We start from the raw sequence: 16901 nt of genomic DNA on the forward strand, positions 1-16901 counted from the left end.
CCTGCGAGGGCCGCTTTTCTTCGGCTGCCGCACAAACACTTTGTTTGATCCAGTCGGCACAGCAAGGAACGGCGCGGGTAGACACTAGCTTCATGGCGGAGTAGCAAAATGGCAATGCACCAGCCTGCAACGCTGGGGAAGCCGGTTCGATTCCGGCATCCGCCTCCATTTTCCAGCACGATCCGGCGAAAAGGACTTTGTTGATGAACCGATCCAGGCCCCCCCACCTACTTCTGCCGGCAGCGCTGCTTGCCGGCCTGGCCCTGCCGCTGGCTGCGGCCGCCGCCCCGGTACCGGCCCCGGCCCCGGCCCCGGCCGCTGCGCCGGCGCCCGCCAGCTACAACTACTATGTCGCGAGCAACGGTTCCGATGCCAATCCCGGCACCGCGGCCAAGCCCTTCGAAACCATCGTACGCGCCTCCAGGGTGGCCCTGCCCGGCACCACCGTGCACGTGGCGCCGGGCACGTACATGGGCGGCTTTCGCACCACCATGAGCGGCAGCGCGGGACGGCGCATTGCCTACGTCTCCACCGTGCGCGGCGGCGCCCGCCTGGTGCCGCCGCGCGGCTCGCTGACCAAGATGGCGTGGGATAACCGCGGCAGCTTCGTCGACATCGTCGGCTTCCAGGTCGACGGGCGCAACGCCCACGGCGGCGTGCGCTGGACCTACGGCATCTACAGCGCCGGTTCGGATTCGCAGATCAGCAACAACCACGTGCATCATGTGGGCCAGGACGTGCCCTGCACCAGTGCCGGGGCCGCCGGGATCAGCGTCGACAGCTACTACAAGGGCCACCTGGGCACGGTGAACGGCAACCTGGTGCACGATATCGGCCCCACCGACTGCCGCTTCGTGCAGGGCATCAACATGAGCACCACCGGCAGCGTCACCAATAACGTGCTGTACGCCATCGGCGGCGCTGCCATCCAGATGTGGCACGACGCCACCAGCGTCATCGTCAGCCACAACACCATCGCGCGCTCGATGACCGGGATCCTGGTCGGCGGCGGCGACCCCTACTACATCAAGGGGCCGAACGATTTCACCAACGTCCACAACAACATCGTCTACGACAACAAATACGGCATTTCGGAACAGGGAGCGACCGGCCGCAACAACAGCTACCGCAACAACCTGGTGTATCTGAACGCAGCCGCCGACTGGCAGTTGAACAACGGACTCAAGCATTTCGACACGGTGGCGCAAGCGCCCCAGTTCATGCGCTACGGCAAAGGTGGACTGCCCGACTTGCGCCTGCGCGCAGGCTCGCCCGGGGTCGGCCACGGCACCAGCGAGCACGCGGCCGCGGCCGACATCGCCGGCAAGCCGCGCGCCCGGACCGCTGCCATCGACATCGGCGCCTACCAGCGCTAACCGGGCAGCGCGACCGCAGCGGCCGGGGAAGGTTCCCGGCCTTTTCTGTTTGCGCGCAGGGCTTCGATCCGTACGGCAACAGGACGAAGGGAAACAGTTGTAGTCTGTAGAATCGGCGCACTCCCCTCCCCTCACATTTGCGCCGAAGCTCCCCATGACGACTATCCACTGGTTCATCCTGATCGGCTGCCTGATGCTGGCGCGGGGCCTGATGGCCACCAGCATCGCGCGCCTGCCTTTCACCTCGGCCATCGTCTACCTGGGCGTCGGGCTGGTGCTCGGGCCGATGGTGCTGGGCATCTTTTCCTTCAGTCCGGTCGAGCAGTCGCACCTGCTCGAAACCCTGACCGAAATCGCCGTGCTGGTGTCGCTGTTCTCGGCCGGGGTCAAGATGCCGGTGCCGATCTCGCGCCAGCGCTGGATGCCGGCCTTCCGCCTGGCCTGGGTCTCGATGAGCCTGAGCGTCGGCCTGATCGCCGCCTTCTGCTATTACGTTCTGAACTTGCCGCTGGGCGCGGGCGTGCTGCTCGGCGCCATCCTCGCGCCCACCGACCCGGTGCTGGCGACTGACGTCCAGGTGCGCCATCCGGACGACCGCGACAAGCTGCGCTTCACCCTCACCAGCGAAGCGGGCATGAACGACGGCTCGGCCTTCCCGTTCGTGATGCTGGGCCTGGGATTGCTGGGCGCCCACGAACTGGGCGACTTTGGCTGGCGCTGGGTGCTGGTCGACGTGCTCTGGGCCACCCTGGCCGCGATCGCCATCGGCACCTTGGGCGGGGCGGCGCTGGGCCGCATCGGATGGATGCTGCGCGGCAAAGACCCGAAGCATGAAGTGCTCGACGACCTGGTCGGCCTGGGCCTGATCGCGGTGGTCTACGGCCTGAGCGTGGTGCTGCTGGCCTGGGGCTTCCTGGCGGTGTTTTTCGCCGGCGTGGCCTTGCGCCAGACCGAACTGGTGTTGTCGGGCGCCCACAAGGACCGCCAGGGCTTGCTGGTGGCCGAAAAAGCCAGGGATGATCCGGGCGCCGAAGCGCCGCCGGTCGAGGTGCCGCTGACCGTCAGCGCCGAGTCGCTGGTGTTCAAGGAGCACCTCGAGCGCCTGTCGGAACTGACCCTGGTGCTGCTGCTGGGCGGCATGGTGTCGATGCACGACTGGAACTGGCGCAGCGTCGGCACGGCCCTGTTTTTGTTCGCCGTGGCAAGGCCGCTGAGCGTGATGATCGGCCTGGCCGGCTCGGACAGCTCGATGCGCATCCGCGGCATCACCGCCTGGTTCGGCGTGCGCGGCATCGGCTCGCTGTACTACCTGATGTACGCCCTCAACCACGGCTTGCCGGCCTCGCTCTCGCGCGAGCTGATCCAGATTACGGTGGTCGTCATCATGCTCTCGATCCTGGTGCACGGCACCAGCGTCAAGCCGCTGCTCGACCGTTTCTGGAAGCGCAAGCGGGGCTGACGCCAGCCCATGCGCCAGGCCAAACCGGGCCGGCGCGCCAGGCCTACAATCGAACTCCTCCGTAGTATTTTCCCACGAGGCGGTGACGGTCATGGCTATTTTACCCAGTGCATCTTTAGCGTGGCTGGCGGCCACGCTCACCCTTTCCTGCGGCGCCGTGCTGGCGCAGCCGCGCTTCGCCGACGACCTGGCCCGCTTCGGCATTGCCGACAGCACCTGGCTGACCGAGCCGCCGCGCTACTACAGCGGCGCGGCCGCGCGCATCACCCGGCCGGCCGCAGTCGGACTCGGACGCGACCTGCGCCTGTCCACCGGCGCCTGGTGGGGCATGGCCAACGGCAAGGACGGCAGCTACGCGGTGGGCGGCCTGACCGTCATGCTCGGGCCCGATGCAGCCTCCGCCGCGCCGCTCGACATGGCCCGCCTGCTGGCGCCGTTCGCTTCCTCATCGCTCGCCTCGTCCTCGTCCTCGTCCCCCTCCTGCATGGTGCCGTGGCTGGAGTGCTCCGCGTTCGGCAGCCTGGAAGCGCGCATGCGCGAGCAACACGCCTTCCTGAACGGCCGCCATGCCGGCGACGACGCCATGGCGGGCCGGCGTAATTTTGTACGCGCCCTGAGCGCCGGCATGCGCTTCAATTTTCCCTATACGCGCACTGCGCAGCACGGGCCCTGGTTCCTGCAACTGCGCGTATCGCGCCGCTCGCCGGAGTTCAAAAGCACGCTGCCCAGGCCGCGCCGCGCGGGCATCTCGTTGACCATGGGCACCGAGTTCTGATCTATACTTGCTGGCATTACTCCACAGGGAAGCGATCATGCGCAGGTTCGCGATTGTACTGACGCCGTTGCTGCTGGCCGGCTGCATCAAGGGTTCGGCCACCTACTATATAACCGAGAGCAGCAACGATCACGTGATCACCGTGCGCGCCGAGCAGGAATATTTCTGGAACAAGGAAATGACGCTCACCCTGGTGACCTCGCACATGCCGGAATGCCAGCGCGCCTTTCCGATGGAAAGCGTAGCGCTCGACGAGGTGTCGGTCGAACTGTTCTCGAACGGCGACGATGTGTATTCGGTGCGCTCGAGCGGCGAATTGATCCAGATCGACACGCTCACCTGCACCCAGCTGCCCGAGCCGAAGCCGACCGCGCTGGGGCAGCCGGTCGGCACCTTTTTCATCGATGAAAAAACAGTCACGTTCGAAAAGGCAGCCGCAACGGCACCCGCGGCGCCTGCAGCCGCTGCGGGTGGCTGAAGCTTAGCGGCGGCCCAGGGCCTTGTGCAGGGCCGCAACGGTGGCCGGGCGGCCGACCTGATCGAGCGCGACCTCCAGCAACATCGGTTCGCCGGGGCGTACCGCAGTCCACTGGGTAAAGTATTCATGTACCGTGCGCCAGGGCGGGAAGCCCTGCGGCACGCCGCGCCAGGCGCTGCCGGTTTCCAGCAAGTACAGCACTGCGCAAAACACATCGTACAAATCGTGCTTGCGCGGACGCGTCTTGCGCCGCGCCGCTTCCAGCATGCCGCGGACTTCTTCAAACTCTTCGCGCGAAACGTCGCTCGCGAACTCGGGTCGTGCCATCGTCTTTCACCTCAAATAACGTTTGAGGGTCTGATCTGGAACAGGTTCCCTAAATTTATCGCTTGACGTGCTCCGACAGGGATATTTTTAACTCTTCGACTTTCTCGCTGGCACCGTTCCAGCCGCTCAGCTTGTTCAACATGCGGCTGAGCTGGGTGCCGTTGCGGCGACAGTTGGCGTCAAGCATGCCTTCCACCTCGCGCAGCAGCGCGCCGCAAGCAGCCCCGATGCGGGTCGCATCGGCCGGCGTGGCATCCAGCAGCGCCAGCAGGAAGGTGGCGCCCCATTGCAGGCGCGTGGCGGGGCCGCTGGACTGTTCCCAGGCGCGCTCGTACCAGTCGAGCATGGCTGCGGTATCGCCGCGTTTTTTGGCGACACTGGCCAGGTTGTGCATGAAGTAGAACGGTGCCAGCGAGCTGGCCAGGGCCGCATGCAGGAGCGCGCCGGCGTCGTCCAGCAGGCCGGCGTCGGCCAGCATGCCGGCGGCAGTGTTGAGCACCTGATGGCGCAGCGCGGGTTCCTGCGCCCCCGCCAGTGCGGTGCCGGCACGCTCTCGCAGCGACGCTTCCAGCCCGGCAACAGGGCTGCCGAGGCGCGCCATGCGCACCCTTACGCGCAAGGCGGACAGTTGATCGTCCGGGCTCAGGGCGTCGCATGATTCCAGCTGTATCAGCGCATCCGACCATGCCGCCGTCAATGCCAGGCGTGGCGCCGACTGCGGCAAGGTCAAGCCGCGCACCAGGTCGACCGCGTAGCCGCTCACCAGGTCGACCTGCGCCAGCACCGCCTGCGGGTCGGCCAAGGTGCGCAGCAGCATGGCGCTGGCGGCGTGCTGCTCCGGCGCGGCTTTGGCCGGGAGCGCCGCGTGCAGCGCGTGCCAGGCCAGGCGCAGTGCCGATGCGGGCTCGTCGCAGGCCGCGCGCAAGCTGGCCAGGGTGGCGGCCAGGTCGCGGCCAGCCAGCAGCCGGCCTTCGTCGGTATCCCAGGAATACCACGCCAGCAAGCGCCATTCGTCGGCCGACAGGGCGCGCCGGCCCGACAAGGCGGCCTGCAGCGATGCCGACGCGGTGAACGGCGCCGCCAGCGCCAGTTGCAGCAGGTGAAGAAAGCCTGGCCCCGTCAGTTCGCACGGCAGGCGCGTGATTTCGGCGCCGTCGGGGCGGTACAGCACCAGGGTCGGGTAACTGCGCAGTTGCAAACGATCGGCGGCGCGCTGCGCGCCGGGCGCATCGCCATCGATGTGCAGCGGCACAAAAGAAGACGCCAGCGTGGCAAAGCCTGGCTGCGACAACAGCGCCGCCTTGAGCCGGTTGCAGGGCGGACACCACCTTGCGCCCCAGTACAGGAACACCGGCCTGGCCGTGGCCCGGGCCTGGGCAAAAGCGGCGTCGGCATCGTGATGCCAGCCGATGACGGAGGTTGCCTGCGTGTTAGCGTCGTTCGCCATAGTCCGGTTCCGGGTGTGTTGAAAGTGGCGAAAGTATATCGAAAACAGGGACATGCCACCGGGCTTGCCCGGTGCTACACTCGACGCCTCTCCAGCCTCCGAGTTTCGTCATGCAAGCACGCATCAGGTTCGCCGTCATCGCGCTGGGCGCCACCGTGCTGGTGCTGGGCAGCGCCCTGGGCATCGTGGCGGCCCGCTTCGACCCGAACGCCTACAAGAGCGCCATCGTGGAGCGGGTGCACGAAAAGACCCGCCGCACGCTGACCATCGGCGGCGATATCAGGCTGGCGCTGTACCCGCGCCTGGGCGTAAACCTGGGCAAGGCCAGCCTGTCGGAACTGGGCGGCCAGGGCGAATTCGCCGCGCTCGACAGCGTGCGCCTGTCGTTCGCACTGGTGCCGCTGCTGCTGCGCCAGGAAGTCGTGGTCGACCGCATCGAACTGCGCGGCATGCGCGCCACCCTGGTGCGCCGGGTCGACGGCAGCATGAACATCGACGACCTCACCGCCGCGCGCGTGAAACGTCCCGGCCAGCAGGCGGGCGCCGCCGGCAATGCGGGCGCCGGCCCGGCCAAGGTCCGCTTCGCGGTCGACAGCATCCGGGTCGACAACGCCCACCTGCGCTTCGACGACCGCAAGGCCGGCCGCGTCTTCGACATTGCGCGTCTGAACGTCGATTCGGGGCCGATCGCGCACGGAGTGCCGAGCCGGGTCGCGCTGTCGGCCAATATTGGCGTCGACCAGCCGGCGCTCAACACCGTGCTCATTTTCGAGAGCGGCTTTGCGCTCGACCGCGACACGCGCCGGGTGGTGATGACCGAGCTCGACGCCAATCTCGACTTGTCGAGCCGGGCCGGTATCGAATCGCGCGCCAAGCTCAAAGGCAGCCTCGAGATCGATTTCGGCAAGGAAGCGATTCTCGCCGCGCTCACAGGCAAGATCGACGACAGCAGCGTGAGCGGCAAAGGCGCGCTGCGCGGCGGGCTGTTGCAACTCGACATCGATATCGACCGGCTCGACCTGGCGCGCTACCGTGCGCGCGGCGCGCCGGCGGCTTTGGGGGCGGCTGTGGGGGCGGCGTCGGCTGGCGCGCCGGCTGCTGCGCCGGCGGGTGCGCCCGACCAGCCGATCGACCTGTCGGCGCTGGCCCGGCTGCGCGCCAGCGGCACCTTGCAGGTGGGCGAGCTGAGCGTGGGCGGCGTGCGCGCCGCCAACGTGCATGCGGTGTTGCTGGCAGGCGCCGGCAAGACCACCATCAAGCCGCTCTCGGCCACGCTGTACGGCGGCAACGGCACTGGCGCGCTGAGCATCGATTTCACGGACGACGCCAGCGCACCGCGCATGACGCTGGTGCAAGACTTGCGCGGCATCTCGCTCGGCCCCCTGCTGCTCGATGCCACCGGCAAGACGCCATTGAGCGGACGCGGCGACGTCCAGCTCGACCTGAACACGCGCGGCGCCGGCACCACCGCCCTGCGCGAAGCACTGGCGGGCACGGCGGCGCTGCGCCTGCGCGACGGCGTCATCGGCGGCATCGACCTGGGCCGGCTGGTGCGCGAGGCCAAGGCCGCCGCCGGCGTGGGCAGCGAGGCGGAATCGACCGGCTTCAGCGAACTGAGCGCGCACTTCCGGATAGAAGGCGGGCTTGCCCACAACACCGATTTGACTGCCAGCACGCCGCTGCTGCGGATTGGCGGCGAAGGCCAGCTCGACCTCGCGAACGAGACCATCGACTACCGCTTGCGTTGCACTGTGCTACCGAGCCTCAGCGGCCACGATGGTCCCGCCGCCCGCACCCTGGGCGGGCTGACGGTACCGGTCGCGCTCAGCGGCCCGCTGGCGCAGATGACGTGGCAGGTCGACGTGGCCGCGCTGGGCAGCGAGGCGGCGAAAAAGACGGGCGCCGGCATCCCGGCTGGCGGCAAGGAAAAACTCAAAGACCGTGTCAAGGATGCGCTCGGCGGGCTGTTCCCCCGTTGATCGTGGCGGGCGCGCCACAGCCTCCCCTTTTGTTGAGCAAAGCTGTGCCGCAGAGATCGGCTTTGCGCTAGCGTCGGACATAGCAAACCCCTTGCAAACTCATCGGGAGGATCTATGTTCGGCAGCACAGTCCTTGAAGTGGCGGTTGGCCTGACTTTTTGCTACGCGACAGTGGCATTGATTGTCAGCACGGTGCAGGAAGCGCTGGCTTCGGCGCTGAAAATGCGCGCACGCGGCCTGCTCGAAGGCATCAAGAGCATGCTCAACGATCCGGATTTCACCGCCCTGGCGCGCACCCTGTACGCGCACGCGCTGGTCAATCCGCACGGCAACCCGGCCCAGCCGGGGCAGGAACACATCGGCGCCAAGCCATCGTATATCAAGCCCGAGCATTTCGCCATTGCCCTGATCGACGCGGTGCAGTCGATTCCCGGCGACTACGACCAGCTCGGGCGCGACATCGACGCCCTGCCCGACCCGCAGATCAAGCGTGCGCTGCAAAGCATCTACCAGCGCGCCGGGGGCGACATGGCGCGCTTTCAGGCCTCGGTGGAAAGCTGGTTCGACAGTGCGATGGAACGTGTATCGGGCGTCTACAAACGGCGTTCGATGATGATCAGCGTGCTGCTCTCGCTGCTGCTGGCGGCGCTGTTCAACATCGACAGCATCCACCTGTTCCGCACCTTGTGGGCGCATCCCTCGCTGGCGGCCCAGATCGGCGCGGCCCCGGCCACGCTCAACCCGCAGGCGCTGCAGATGCTGTGGACCTTGCCGATTGGCTGGGAACAATTTCCACCGGCCCTGGACCGGCAATTCGCGCTCAGTGTGGCCGGCTGGGCGCTGACCGCCTCGACGGCGCTGTTCGGCGCTCCGTTCTGGTTCGACCTGATGAAGCGCACGGTGCAGATACGCGGTACCGGGCCCAAGCCATAAGGCCGGCCGTGACGCTCATCAAGCCGGGCGGTGGGCGTCGACCAGGATGGTGGAGACGGAGAAATGCGGCACCCTTTCGGGCCATTCGTCATGCGGCCCGAACCAGCGCGCTTCGATGATTTCGTTGGGGTCCACCCGGATCTCGCCATCGAGATAATCGGCGGTGAAGGCAATCATCAGGGAGTGGGGAAACGGCCACGATTGACTCGAAAAATATTGCAGGTTGTGGACGCGCAAGCCGACCTCTTCGAACACCTCGCGGTGCACCGCTTCTTCCACCGATTCGCCTGCTTCAAGGAAACCCGCCAGCGGCGTGAAGCGCTTGGCGGCGGACGCGGTGTGCAGCGCCAGCAAGACATGGTCGCCCTTGCGGATCAGCACCATCATCGCCGGCGATATGCGCGGATACGCCATCATCCCGCAGGCACTGCACACATAGCAGCGCTCGCCCGCCTTGAGCTGCATCGGCTGCGCGCAGGCGCCGCAGAAACGGTGCGTGCGCGCCCATTCGGCAATCTGGCTGGCACGCCCCGCCACACTGAGCAGGTCTTCGTCAAACGCACCGAACAGGGAGCGCATGCTGCGCCAGGCGTACCCCGGCAAGGCCAGCTCGTCATGATCGCGCCAGAAGGTCTGGCAATAACGCTCTCCCAGCAGGCCCACCGGATGCGGCGTGCCGGCGATTTCCAGCCGGGCCAGCTCTTGTGCGGAAGGAATCGCCAGGTCGGCCTCGCGCAGCAGCAAACGGCTGCCGTGGAACACAAACGTGAGCGGATCAGGATGGGATTGCGCCGTAATCAGCGGCGTAAAAGATGAGGGCATTTGCAGCATGCGGCCAACCTTTTTTGGATGTTGTGGACTGCAGGCAGCATACCGCATTTTTACATGCACAGATTGCGCAGCCGTGGGACGCCACACGCACCGGATGCGATCTGCATCAAGGCGCTGCAAGCCGCAGTGAACGCAAGCGACAGCGCCGTGTCCTATCCATAGCATCAGCGGTGCGCGCAAGGGCGGCACAGGTGCCCGTATGAATGACATCGACATGACATCCTCCTGGTTACAGCAGCACGACAGCGCTACCGTGGTCATTTTCCGCGCGCTCCAGCTTGGCGATATGCTGTGCGCGGTGCCAGCCCTGCGCGCCCTGCGCACGGCCCTGCCTCGGGCGCGCATCAGCCTGGTCGGTTTACCCTGGGCGGAGCAGTTCGCCAGCCGGTTCAGGCGCTATATCGACGAGTTCATTGTGTTTCCCGGACACGCGGCGTTTCCCGAACAGCCGGTCAGGCTCGACCAGCTGCATGATTTTTACGCGGGCATGCGCGCGCGCCGCTTCGACCTGGCCCTGCAGATGCATGGCAACGGCCAGCACAGCAACGCCATTGTGCGGGCCTTCGGCGCGCGCGCGATGGCGGGCTTCGGGGCGGGTCCGGGCGGCAAGGATGAGTACCTGATTGCCTTTCCGGACACCGGCGCGGAGCCGCTGCGGCTGCTGGCGCTGGCCACCGGGCTTGGTGCCCCGGCGTGCGGCGCGCAACTCGAATTTCCGATCACCGGGGCGGACCAGCGGGAGCTGGAAGCGAGCGGCATCACCTGCGGCCTGGCGCCGGGCAGCTACCTGTGCATCCACCCCGGCGCGCGCTCGGCCGACAAGTGCTGGCCGCCAGCCCGGTTTGCGGCAGTGGCGGACCAGCTTGCGATCGACCGGAGGCTCACCACGGTGCTGACCGGTTCGCCCGCCGAGGCGCCGCTGACGGCCGCCGTGGGGCGCCTGATGCGGCGTGCGCCGGTCGATGCCGCCGGGCCGCTGTCGATCGGCGCCATGGCGGCCTTGATGAGCCGGGCGCGCCTGCTGATTTGCAACGATACGGGGGTGTCCCACATTGCCGCCGGGCTCGGACTGCGCAGCGTAGTTATTTTCAGCAAGGCCGATATCCGCCGCTGGGCGCCGCTCGACCAGCAATTGCACCGCTGCCTGTGGGACCCGTTCGGCGAGCAGGCGCAGACCGTGATCGATCAGGCAAGGGCATTGCTGAGGTTGCGGTAAGCGGCTGGGAGGCGCAAGGCGCGTGGTGCAATGCCGACATCTCGTTCAGGCAGCAAAGTTCAGGCAGCAAAGTTCAGGCAGCAAGCTTCAGGCAGCAAGGTCAAGGCCGCGCCTTTCACGCAGCAGCCCGAGCGCCAGCGCGTTCACCTCCTCCTGCGACACGTCGTCGACAAAGCTGGCGTCATGCGCACAACGCGTCTTGATGTTTGCTTCCCCGCAGACCGGACAATGCACCCGCAGCGACACCGCCGCACGATGCCCCTCCTGCCTGAGCGGACCCGATTCGATCAGGTTGGTCAGCCAGTAAATGCCGACGGCAGGGGTACCGATCGCCAGCGCCAGGTGCAGCGGGCCGGTATCGTTCGATACCACCAGCGCACTGCGCGCCAGGATGCCGCACAGCGCACGAGCGAGGCCTTGCCGCTCAGGTCGATCGCCGGATGATGCATCGCCGCGATGAGTTCGCGCACCAGCGGTGCCTCGTCCGCGCTGCCGTTGACCGCCACCTGCGCTCCTTCTCCGGCCAGCAGATCGCCCAGCGCCGCGAAACGCCGCACCGGCCAGCGCCGCCGCGCATCGCTTGCGCCCGGCTGCAGCAGGACCAGCGGCCGCTCGCCCACAGGCGGCAGCAAGCGCGCCGCCTGCGCCAGATCATCGGCGGTCACGTGCAACTCGCGCCGCATCGGCCATGCCGCCGCACCGGCCAGGGCCGCCACTTCCAGCAATTGCAGGCGCCGGTTGACCAGTCCCTCGTGGCGGACGTTGCGGTCCAGCGGCGCGGCGTCGCGCGCGCACATGCCGACCGTCAGGCGCGCGCCAAGACGGCGCACAAAAGGATTGGCGTGACGTCCGCCACCGAACAACTGCACGGCGAGATCGATCCTCGCTGCGCGCAGCGTATCCACGAAAGCGTCGACGGCGCGCGGATCGGTCTGTTCCTGCACGCCGATGCCCGGATAGGGCGGCATGACCGCCACCGAATCAACCGGCCCGGTCCGCCCTTCGAGAAACGCCGCATGCCACGCAAGCCCGATGTACAACAAATGCGCCGCCGGATAGCACTGCTTGAGCGCATGCAGGGCCGGCAGGCAAAACACAAAGTCACCCAGCGCGTTCGGACGCAGCACGGCGATGGTGCGTACGTCGGCCAGCGGCGCCCGTTCCGCGCTGGTCACGGCAGCACCCTGGGGGCGTCGACCCGGCGCGAGAGCACCGTGGTCGGCAATTCCATGTGATAGGCGCCCGATGGAATGATGCCGCAGCCGCCCCAGCGCGCCATGACCCGCAGTTGGGCCAGCACATCTTCACCGCAGTGGTCGGCCGGCAGCGCGCTCCAGAAATCGAAGCCGCCCGCCGCGCGCAGTTTGGCCGTATCAAACAATACGCAACCGCCGATCCACGCGACCCGGTAAGCGCGCGTGGCATCGCGCCCGATGTCCAGCCGGCGCTGCACATGGAACAGGTTGGCGGCACTGTGCAGGTGATGCCGCTCCCACGCGCTGCCGCCCGGCGCCACGACTTCCGGCTCGACCTGCCCCTCCCAGAAGTCGATGGCTTGCTGGTGCGGCCGGACGTCATGCGCGTGACTGAGTCCGTGCAGGGCGCTGCCGACAAAGCCGCAGCGCTGTTGGCGCAGGGTGCGCGCCATGCGTTCGATCAGGTCGCTTTCGATGATGACGTCGTCGTCGAGGAACAGGCAACAAGGCGCCCTTGCCTGCGCCAGCAAGAAAGCGCGCTGCTCCGCCATGCCGCGCCGGGGCAGGTGGCGCAGCATGTCAACCTGCAGTCCTTGCACCGCCATATAGCGCAGCACGGCGCGCACTTCACCGCTGGCGGCGGCGCCCTCGCCATCGGACTGGTCGGACACCACAACGCGCAAGTGGCGCTGCGTCTGCGCCGCCAGCGCCGTCAGCGTCACCGCCAGCGCCGCCGCGCGATTGCAGGTCGGTATCAGCACGTCGATGGCGCCGTCGTTCATGGCGCCGCCCCGCTACGCGGCTGCGCAGGCGTGGCGCCGTACAGCCAGGGATTGAGCGCGGGATCGTTGTACATCTTGAACTGGCGGTAGATTTTGAAGTAAGCGTGCCCGGCGGCGGCTTCGAACAGCAGGCGGTCCAGGCAGCAAGCCAGGTCATGCCGCTGCGCCACCAGCCGATGCAACCTGGCCGTGCATGTGGCCACGTGCCCGGCGCCGGCCTCGCTGCGGCGGGTCTGCGCGTGCATATGAAAAATTTTCAGCGCGAGGATGGACAGGCGGTCGATCATGGCGCCCGCCGTCTCGCTGCTCAGGCGCGCATCGGCGTGCGGCTCGATGCCGTCGAGCTGCGCCAGCAAGGCTTCGTCGATGAATTCGACCGCATCGTTGCGCAACTGGTTGTGCTGGTCGATCAGGCGCTTGCTGGCGGCAATGGCGGCGCTGCCGGCATCGGTGCGGCGGGCGCGGTCTTCTTCATCCCACAGCAGGCAGTTGTGCCGGTGATTGGACTCGACCCAGCGCCACAAGGGGCTGCTGGCCGGGGCCGGCAGGCCGGCATCTCCCAGCCTGGCGTCGTGCCACTGCAACAACGAAACGGCGTCGAAGTCCTTGAGCATCGCAACTCTCCTTGGGAAAACCTCCGGATGCCAGCGCAACCGTGTACAGCTTGGAGTGGTGCGGCATGCGCGAAGTTCCCGGCGCCGGTTCAAGCGTCGTCAATGTCTCCTTCGACTAACTGGATGACGCCGGCTGCGCGCTCGCATGGCGCGACAGCGAGCGCTCCAGTTCGGCCATGCCGGCCGGCAGGTCGAGGCTGGCGCCACCGGCTTGCATGCTGGAACCGAAGGCGTGCAGGGTGCGGAACAGGTTGTGCGCGCGGCTCTGCTCGCCCATCTGGCCGATGCGCAGGATGTTCAGGCCGAAGGCGCCGGAAATTTCCACCTTGTGCACGCGCGACATGTGCGCCCGTACCACATCGGACGAGACGTGCGCGGGCGTGACGATGCCGATCACCGAATTGAGCCGGTGCTGCTTGGGCACCAGCAAGTCCAGCCCGAGCGCTTCAATGCCGGCCTGCAGCGCTTGCGAGCATTGCTGATGGCGCGCAAAGCGGCGCGGCAAGGTTTCGGCGCAGACCAGGCGCAGCGCTTCGTGCAGCGCCAGGATGCCGGACACGGGCGCGGTGTAGTGATACGACTTCTGGTTCCAGAACTGGTCGGCCAGCTGGGCGTCGAGGCACCAGTGGAACGGCTGGTGGCTGCGCGTGGCGATTTTTTTGGCCCAGGCATGTTCCGAGAACGCCAGCAGCGACACGCCCGGAATCGAGGACAGCCCTTTCTGCCCGCCGGTAATGACGGCGTCGACTTGCCAGGCATCCATGTCGAGCGCCATGGTGCTGAGCGTGCAGACGGCGTCGACGATCACCAGGGCCCCGTGCTCGTGCGCCATGCGCGCAATGCTGCCCAGATTGTGATTGCAGACCGTGTTCGAGGTCTCGCCCTGCACCAGGGTGATGGCGGCGTAGCCGCCCTTGGCCAATGCGCGCTGCACCTGCTCGACGCTGGCGCTTTCGTTGTTGTCGATGTGCAGCAGGGTCGGCTCGCCGCGCACCCGGCTGACCATCTCGGCCATGCGTTTGCTGAAGTAGCCGTTGCAGATGCACAAAACCTTGTCGCCCGGATGGACCAGGTTGGCGATCGCCATTTCCATCGCCGCCGAGCCCGGCCCGCCGACGCCCATCACGTGCGAGGAACGGGTCTGGAACACGTAGCGCCCCATCTCCTTCACTTGCGCGATGACCTGGTTCATGGTGTCGCCAAGGTGGTTGATGACGATCGAGTTGGCGGCGGCCACGGCGGGAGGAATCGGGACCGGGCCCGCGCCCATCATCAGCAAGGGTTCATCCGGCAGGATATGTTCGAGCGGGACGATGTCGGGAACGCGGATTGCCTCAACCATGCAATGAACTCCTCAAAGTGTGTGTAACGGATCATTCATCATAGCTTGCAATCAGTTAACAAGTTGCCGACGAAGATTTTTGCAGCCGGGGCGGGCGATCCACTGTCCGTTTTATGCAAACCGGATAATTTTTTCTGCTCCGGTATGATTTAGATCAATAGTTTGTCGAATATGCGTAAACACAACCATTAAATGTGTCTTTTGGCATAGCGCGCGGTGGCTTGCATTCCGGCTCCGCTTATTTAAGCGATATCAGCACAATCAAAAGGCACATGATTATGACGCAAGGATGACAATTATGATCTTTTTACCATAACAATTAATGTTCAATTAATTAATCAGGCGTGGTCGCGAGCTCTGCAAGAACGACCCCGGACAGCACCCGCAGCAGGCTCGAATTTTCAACATCTCAATTGGCGCAACAACAACAGGCCAAAATAGAAGCGAACACCAAACCCGTGTAAATTCAAACACTTACAGCACTTTCTTATGCGACACAAATTGCCATAGCTAATACCTTCGCAATATTGATTGACACTCCGGTGGCAAATCGTTTTTAATCGCCCCGACGAAATAACAATATTTCGCAACAATGCCGGATCCGGCATTAATAACGCGTTCCCGGCATGCGCAAACCGCGTGCCGCTTTCATTGATCCGTCCTGCGAGTGATGAATACGATGTCCATAATTCGATTTGTTGATGTATGCCGGTCCCGGCAATTGGCGTTACCACATTGCGACGCTGCGCTGCCGGCCGCGCAGCACGCGGGAATGCGGCCATGAGCGCCGCCCTGCCCACGTTTGCCGACCTGGCCGCGGGCGTCGCCGGCGGCGTGCTGAGCCGGCCGCGCATCGCCATCATCGGCGCCGGCAGCAGCGGCATGGCGGCCGCCGCCGAGATGCTGCAGCGCGGCCTCGACCCGGTGCTGTTCGAAGCGCGTGCCGAGCCGGGCGGACTGTGGGGCAAGGACCCGCTGTCGGCGCTGTATCCGGACCTGGTCCAGGGCGCCGCCGGGCAATTGCCGCTGTCGCAGCCGGGTCCGGGCAGCTGGGCCGCTTACACCGAGCAATGCCTCGACACCATCAAGCGCCAGGGCCTGGCCTCGCGCATCTTCACCTCGACCAAGGTACTGTGCGTGTCGCCCTCCCTGCATGACGCCGGGGCCGACCTGCTGATCGCCAGCGCCGACCGGGCCGCCGCCCCCTTGCTGCGCCACTTCGAACACGTGGTGTATGCGGGCGGGCTGTACCACACACCGCAGATGCCCGCGATTGCCGGCGCCGAGCGCTTTGCCGGACGCATCCTCCACTCGTCCGATGTGCGCGACCTGAGCCGCTTCGTCGGCCAGCAGGTGCTCATCGTCGGCCTGGGCCATACCGCGCTGGCATGCGCCGCAAAACTGTTTCCGGTGGCGCAGCAACTGGTGCTGTCGGGCCGCAGTCCCACCTGGCTGGTGCCGCGCCTGCTCCACGGGACCCCGATCGACGTCGCCATGCGCGCACTGAAGGAAACCTTCCGCCACAGCTACCAGGCGCGGCTGTGGGATGCCTGCCGCGAACACGGCGCGCTCGGCCATGCGGTCGATCCGACCAGCCACGAGATCGACGTCGGGCGCCAGCGCATCACCGTCAGCGATAGCATGCTGGGACCGCTGCGCAGCGGCATGGTGCCTTTGCGCCCGGCGCTCGCGCAGGTCGACCAGCGCACCGTCTGGTTTGCCGACGGCAGTACCTGCCAGGCCGACGTGATCGTCTGCTGCACCGGCTACCAGAGCCAGGCGATCCTGGCCGAAGGCAGCGAGCAGCCGCAGCAGCTGGTCGGCAACGTGCTGCACGCGCGCTACCCCGGCCTGTGGTTCACCGGCGCCCCGGCGCTGTGGGGCAGCCCGGCCCCGATCGCCAAAAAACAGGGCCGCCTGATCGCCCATGCCATCGCCATGGGCTGGCGCCGCGACGAGCTGGCCCAGGCCGTGCGGCCCTACGTCAACTACGACAAGGCGGCCACGCGCCTGCCGTTCGGCTTCGAGGCGGCCGACTTCAACGGCTACGCGCACATGGTCGACCAGGCCAGCGCCGAGCCCAGCGGCGAGCACGCGCCGCTGGCCGACGATCCGGTCGACTACGCCGGCTAAGCAAGCGGGCTAA

At 66.5% G+C, this 16901-nt stretch carries 13 protein-coding genes, 1 tRNA gene and 2 pseudogenes; 9 read left to right on the forward strand and 7 right to left on the reverse strand.

Translation table 11 applies throughout. The features are described from left to right. Nucleotides 1-94 precede the first annotated feature (94 nt). The 5 genes from F1609_RS24505 to F1609_RS24525 all read left to right on the forward strand — a co-directional run bounded on the left by F1609_RS24505 (nucleotide 95) and on the right by F1609_RS24525 (nucleotide 4088). Nucleotides 95-168: transfer RNA gene (locus F1609_RS24505), tRNA-Cys, on the forward strand. Nucleotides 169-203: 35 nt separating this feature from the next. Next, nucleotides 204-1376, forward strand: a complete 1173-nt coding sequence (locus F1609_RS24510; RefSeq protein WP_167079281.1) for a DUF1565 domain-containing protein — start codon at nucleotides 204-206, stop codon at nucleotides 1374-1376. Between the two features lie 154 nt (nucleotides 1377-1530). Beyond that, nucleotides 1531-2835, forward strand: a complete 1305-nt coding sequence (locus F1609_RS24515) for a cation:proton antiporter (protein ID WP_167079282.1) — start codon at nucleotides 1531-1533, stop codon at nucleotides 2833-2835. A 91-nt stretch (nucleotides 2836-2926) separates the two neighbouring features. Then, nucleotides 2927-3610: a hypothetical protein gene (locus F1609_RS24520; RefSeq protein ID WP_167079283.1), complete on the forward strand. Its 684-nt coding sequence runs from the start codon at nucleotides 2927-2929 to the stop codon at nucleotides 3608-3610. A gap of 37 nt (nucleotides 3611-3647) precedes the next feature. Further along, the gene (locus tag F1609_RS24525; RefSeq protein ID WP_167079284.1) at nucleotides 3648-4088 is read left to right on the forward strand and encodes a hypothetical protein; all 441 of its coding nucleotides are present in this window, start codon (nucleotides 3648-3650) and stop codon (nucleotides 4086-4088) included. Nucleotides 4089-4139: 51 nt separating this feature from the next. Here F1609_RS24525 and F1609_RS24530 read toward each other — a convergent pair. Both F1609_RS24530 and F1609_RS24535 read right to left on the reverse strand, forming a co-directional pair. Further along, nucleotides 4140-4415: pseudogene (locus F1609_RS24530) on the reverse strand (transposase); the annotation flags it as partial. A gap of 55 nt (nucleotides 4416-4470) precedes the next feature. Then, the gene (locus F1609_RS24535; protein WP_167079286.1) at nucleotides 4471-5862 is read right to left on the reverse strand and encodes a thioredoxin family protein; all 1392 of its coding nucleotides are present in this window, start codon (nucleotides 5860-5862) and stop codon (nucleotides 4471-4473) included. Between the two features lie 110 nt (nucleotides 5863-5972). Between F1609_RS24535 and F1609_RS24540 the strand changes: the two genes are divergently transcribed. Both F1609_RS24540 and F1609_RS24545 read left to right on the forward strand, forming a co-directional pair. Then, on the forward strand, nucleotides 5973-7841 hold the full coding sequence (locus tag F1609_RS24540) for an AsmA family protein (RefSeq protein WP_167079287.1): 1869 nt from the start codon (nucleotides 5973-5975) through the stop codon (nucleotides 7839-7841). Between the two features lie 114 nt (nucleotides 7842-7955). Then, nucleotides 7956-8774 carry a hypothetical protein gene (locus F1609_RS24545; protein WP_167079288.1) on the forward strand — a complete coding sequence of 273 codons (819 nt, stop codon included), beginning with the start codon at nucleotides 7956-7958 and terminating at the stop codon, nucleotides 8772-8774. Between the two features lie 18 nt (nucleotides 8775-8792). On the opposite strand, the gene nudC is transcribed toward F1609_RS24545, so the two are convergent. Then, nucleotides 8793-9605 (reverse strand): NAD(+) diphosphatase, encoded by an 813-nt coding sequence (nudC, locus tag F1609_RS24550; RefSeq protein WP_167079289.1) that lies wholly within the window; start codon nucleotides 9603-9605, stop codon nucleotides 8793-8795. 199 nt (nucleotides 9606-9804) lie between these two features. Between nudC and F1609_RS24555 the strand changes: the two genes are divergently transcribed. Then, nucleotides 9805-10821, forward strand: coding sequence for a glycosyltransferase family 9 protein (locus tag F1609_RS24555; protein WP_229422038.1), 1017 nt, complete (start codon nucleotides 9805-9807; stop codon nucleotides 10819-10821). An 87-nt stretch (nucleotides 10822-10908) separates the two neighbouring features. On the opposite strand, the pseudogene F1609_RS24560 reads toward F1609_RS24555, so the two are convergent. From F1609_RS24560 to F1609_RS24575, 4 genes and pseudogenes are all read right to left on the reverse strand, one after another. After that, nucleotides 10909-11789: pseudogene (locus F1609_RS24560) on the reverse strand (glycosyltransferase family 9 protein). 203 nt (nucleotides 11790-11992) lie between these two features. Next, nucleotides 11993-12799: a glycosyltransferase gene (locus tag F1609_RS34775; protein WP_167079290.1), complete on the reverse strand. Its 807-nt coding sequence runs from the start codon at nucleotides 12797-12799 to the stop codon at nucleotides 11993-11995. Next, the gene (locus F1609_RS34780; RefSeq protein WP_167079291.1) at nucleotides 12796-13413 is read right to left on the reverse strand and encodes a DUF4254 domain-containing protein; all 618 of its coding nucleotides are present in this window, start codon (nucleotides 13411-13413) and stop codon (nucleotides 12796-12798) included. The genes F1609_RS34775 and F1609_RS34780 overlap by 4 nt, the downstream gene beginning before the upstream one ends. A gap of 115 nt (nucleotides 13414-13528) precedes the next feature. Continuing rightward, entirely contained in the window at nucleotides 13529-14755 is a 1227-nt protein-coding gene (locus F1609_RS24575; protein ID WP_167079292.1) for a pyridoxal-phosphate-dependent aminotransferase family protein, read from the reverse strand. 780 nt (nucleotides 14756-15535) lie between these two features. Here F1609_RS24575 and F1609_RS24580 point away from each other — a divergent pair. Continuing rightward, nucleotides 15536-16888, forward strand: a complete 1353-nt coding sequence (locus F1609_RS24580) for an FAD-dependent oxidoreductase (protein WP_167079293.1) — start codon at nucleotides 15536-15538, stop codon at nucleotides 16886-16888. Nucleotides 16889-16901: the final 13 nt, after the last annotated feature.

The organism is Massilia aquatica (assembly GCF_011682045.1).
Classification (GTDB): domain Bacteria; phylum Pseudomonadota; class Gammaproteobacteria; order Burkholderiales; family Burkholderiaceae_D; genus Telluria_A; species Telluria_A aquatica.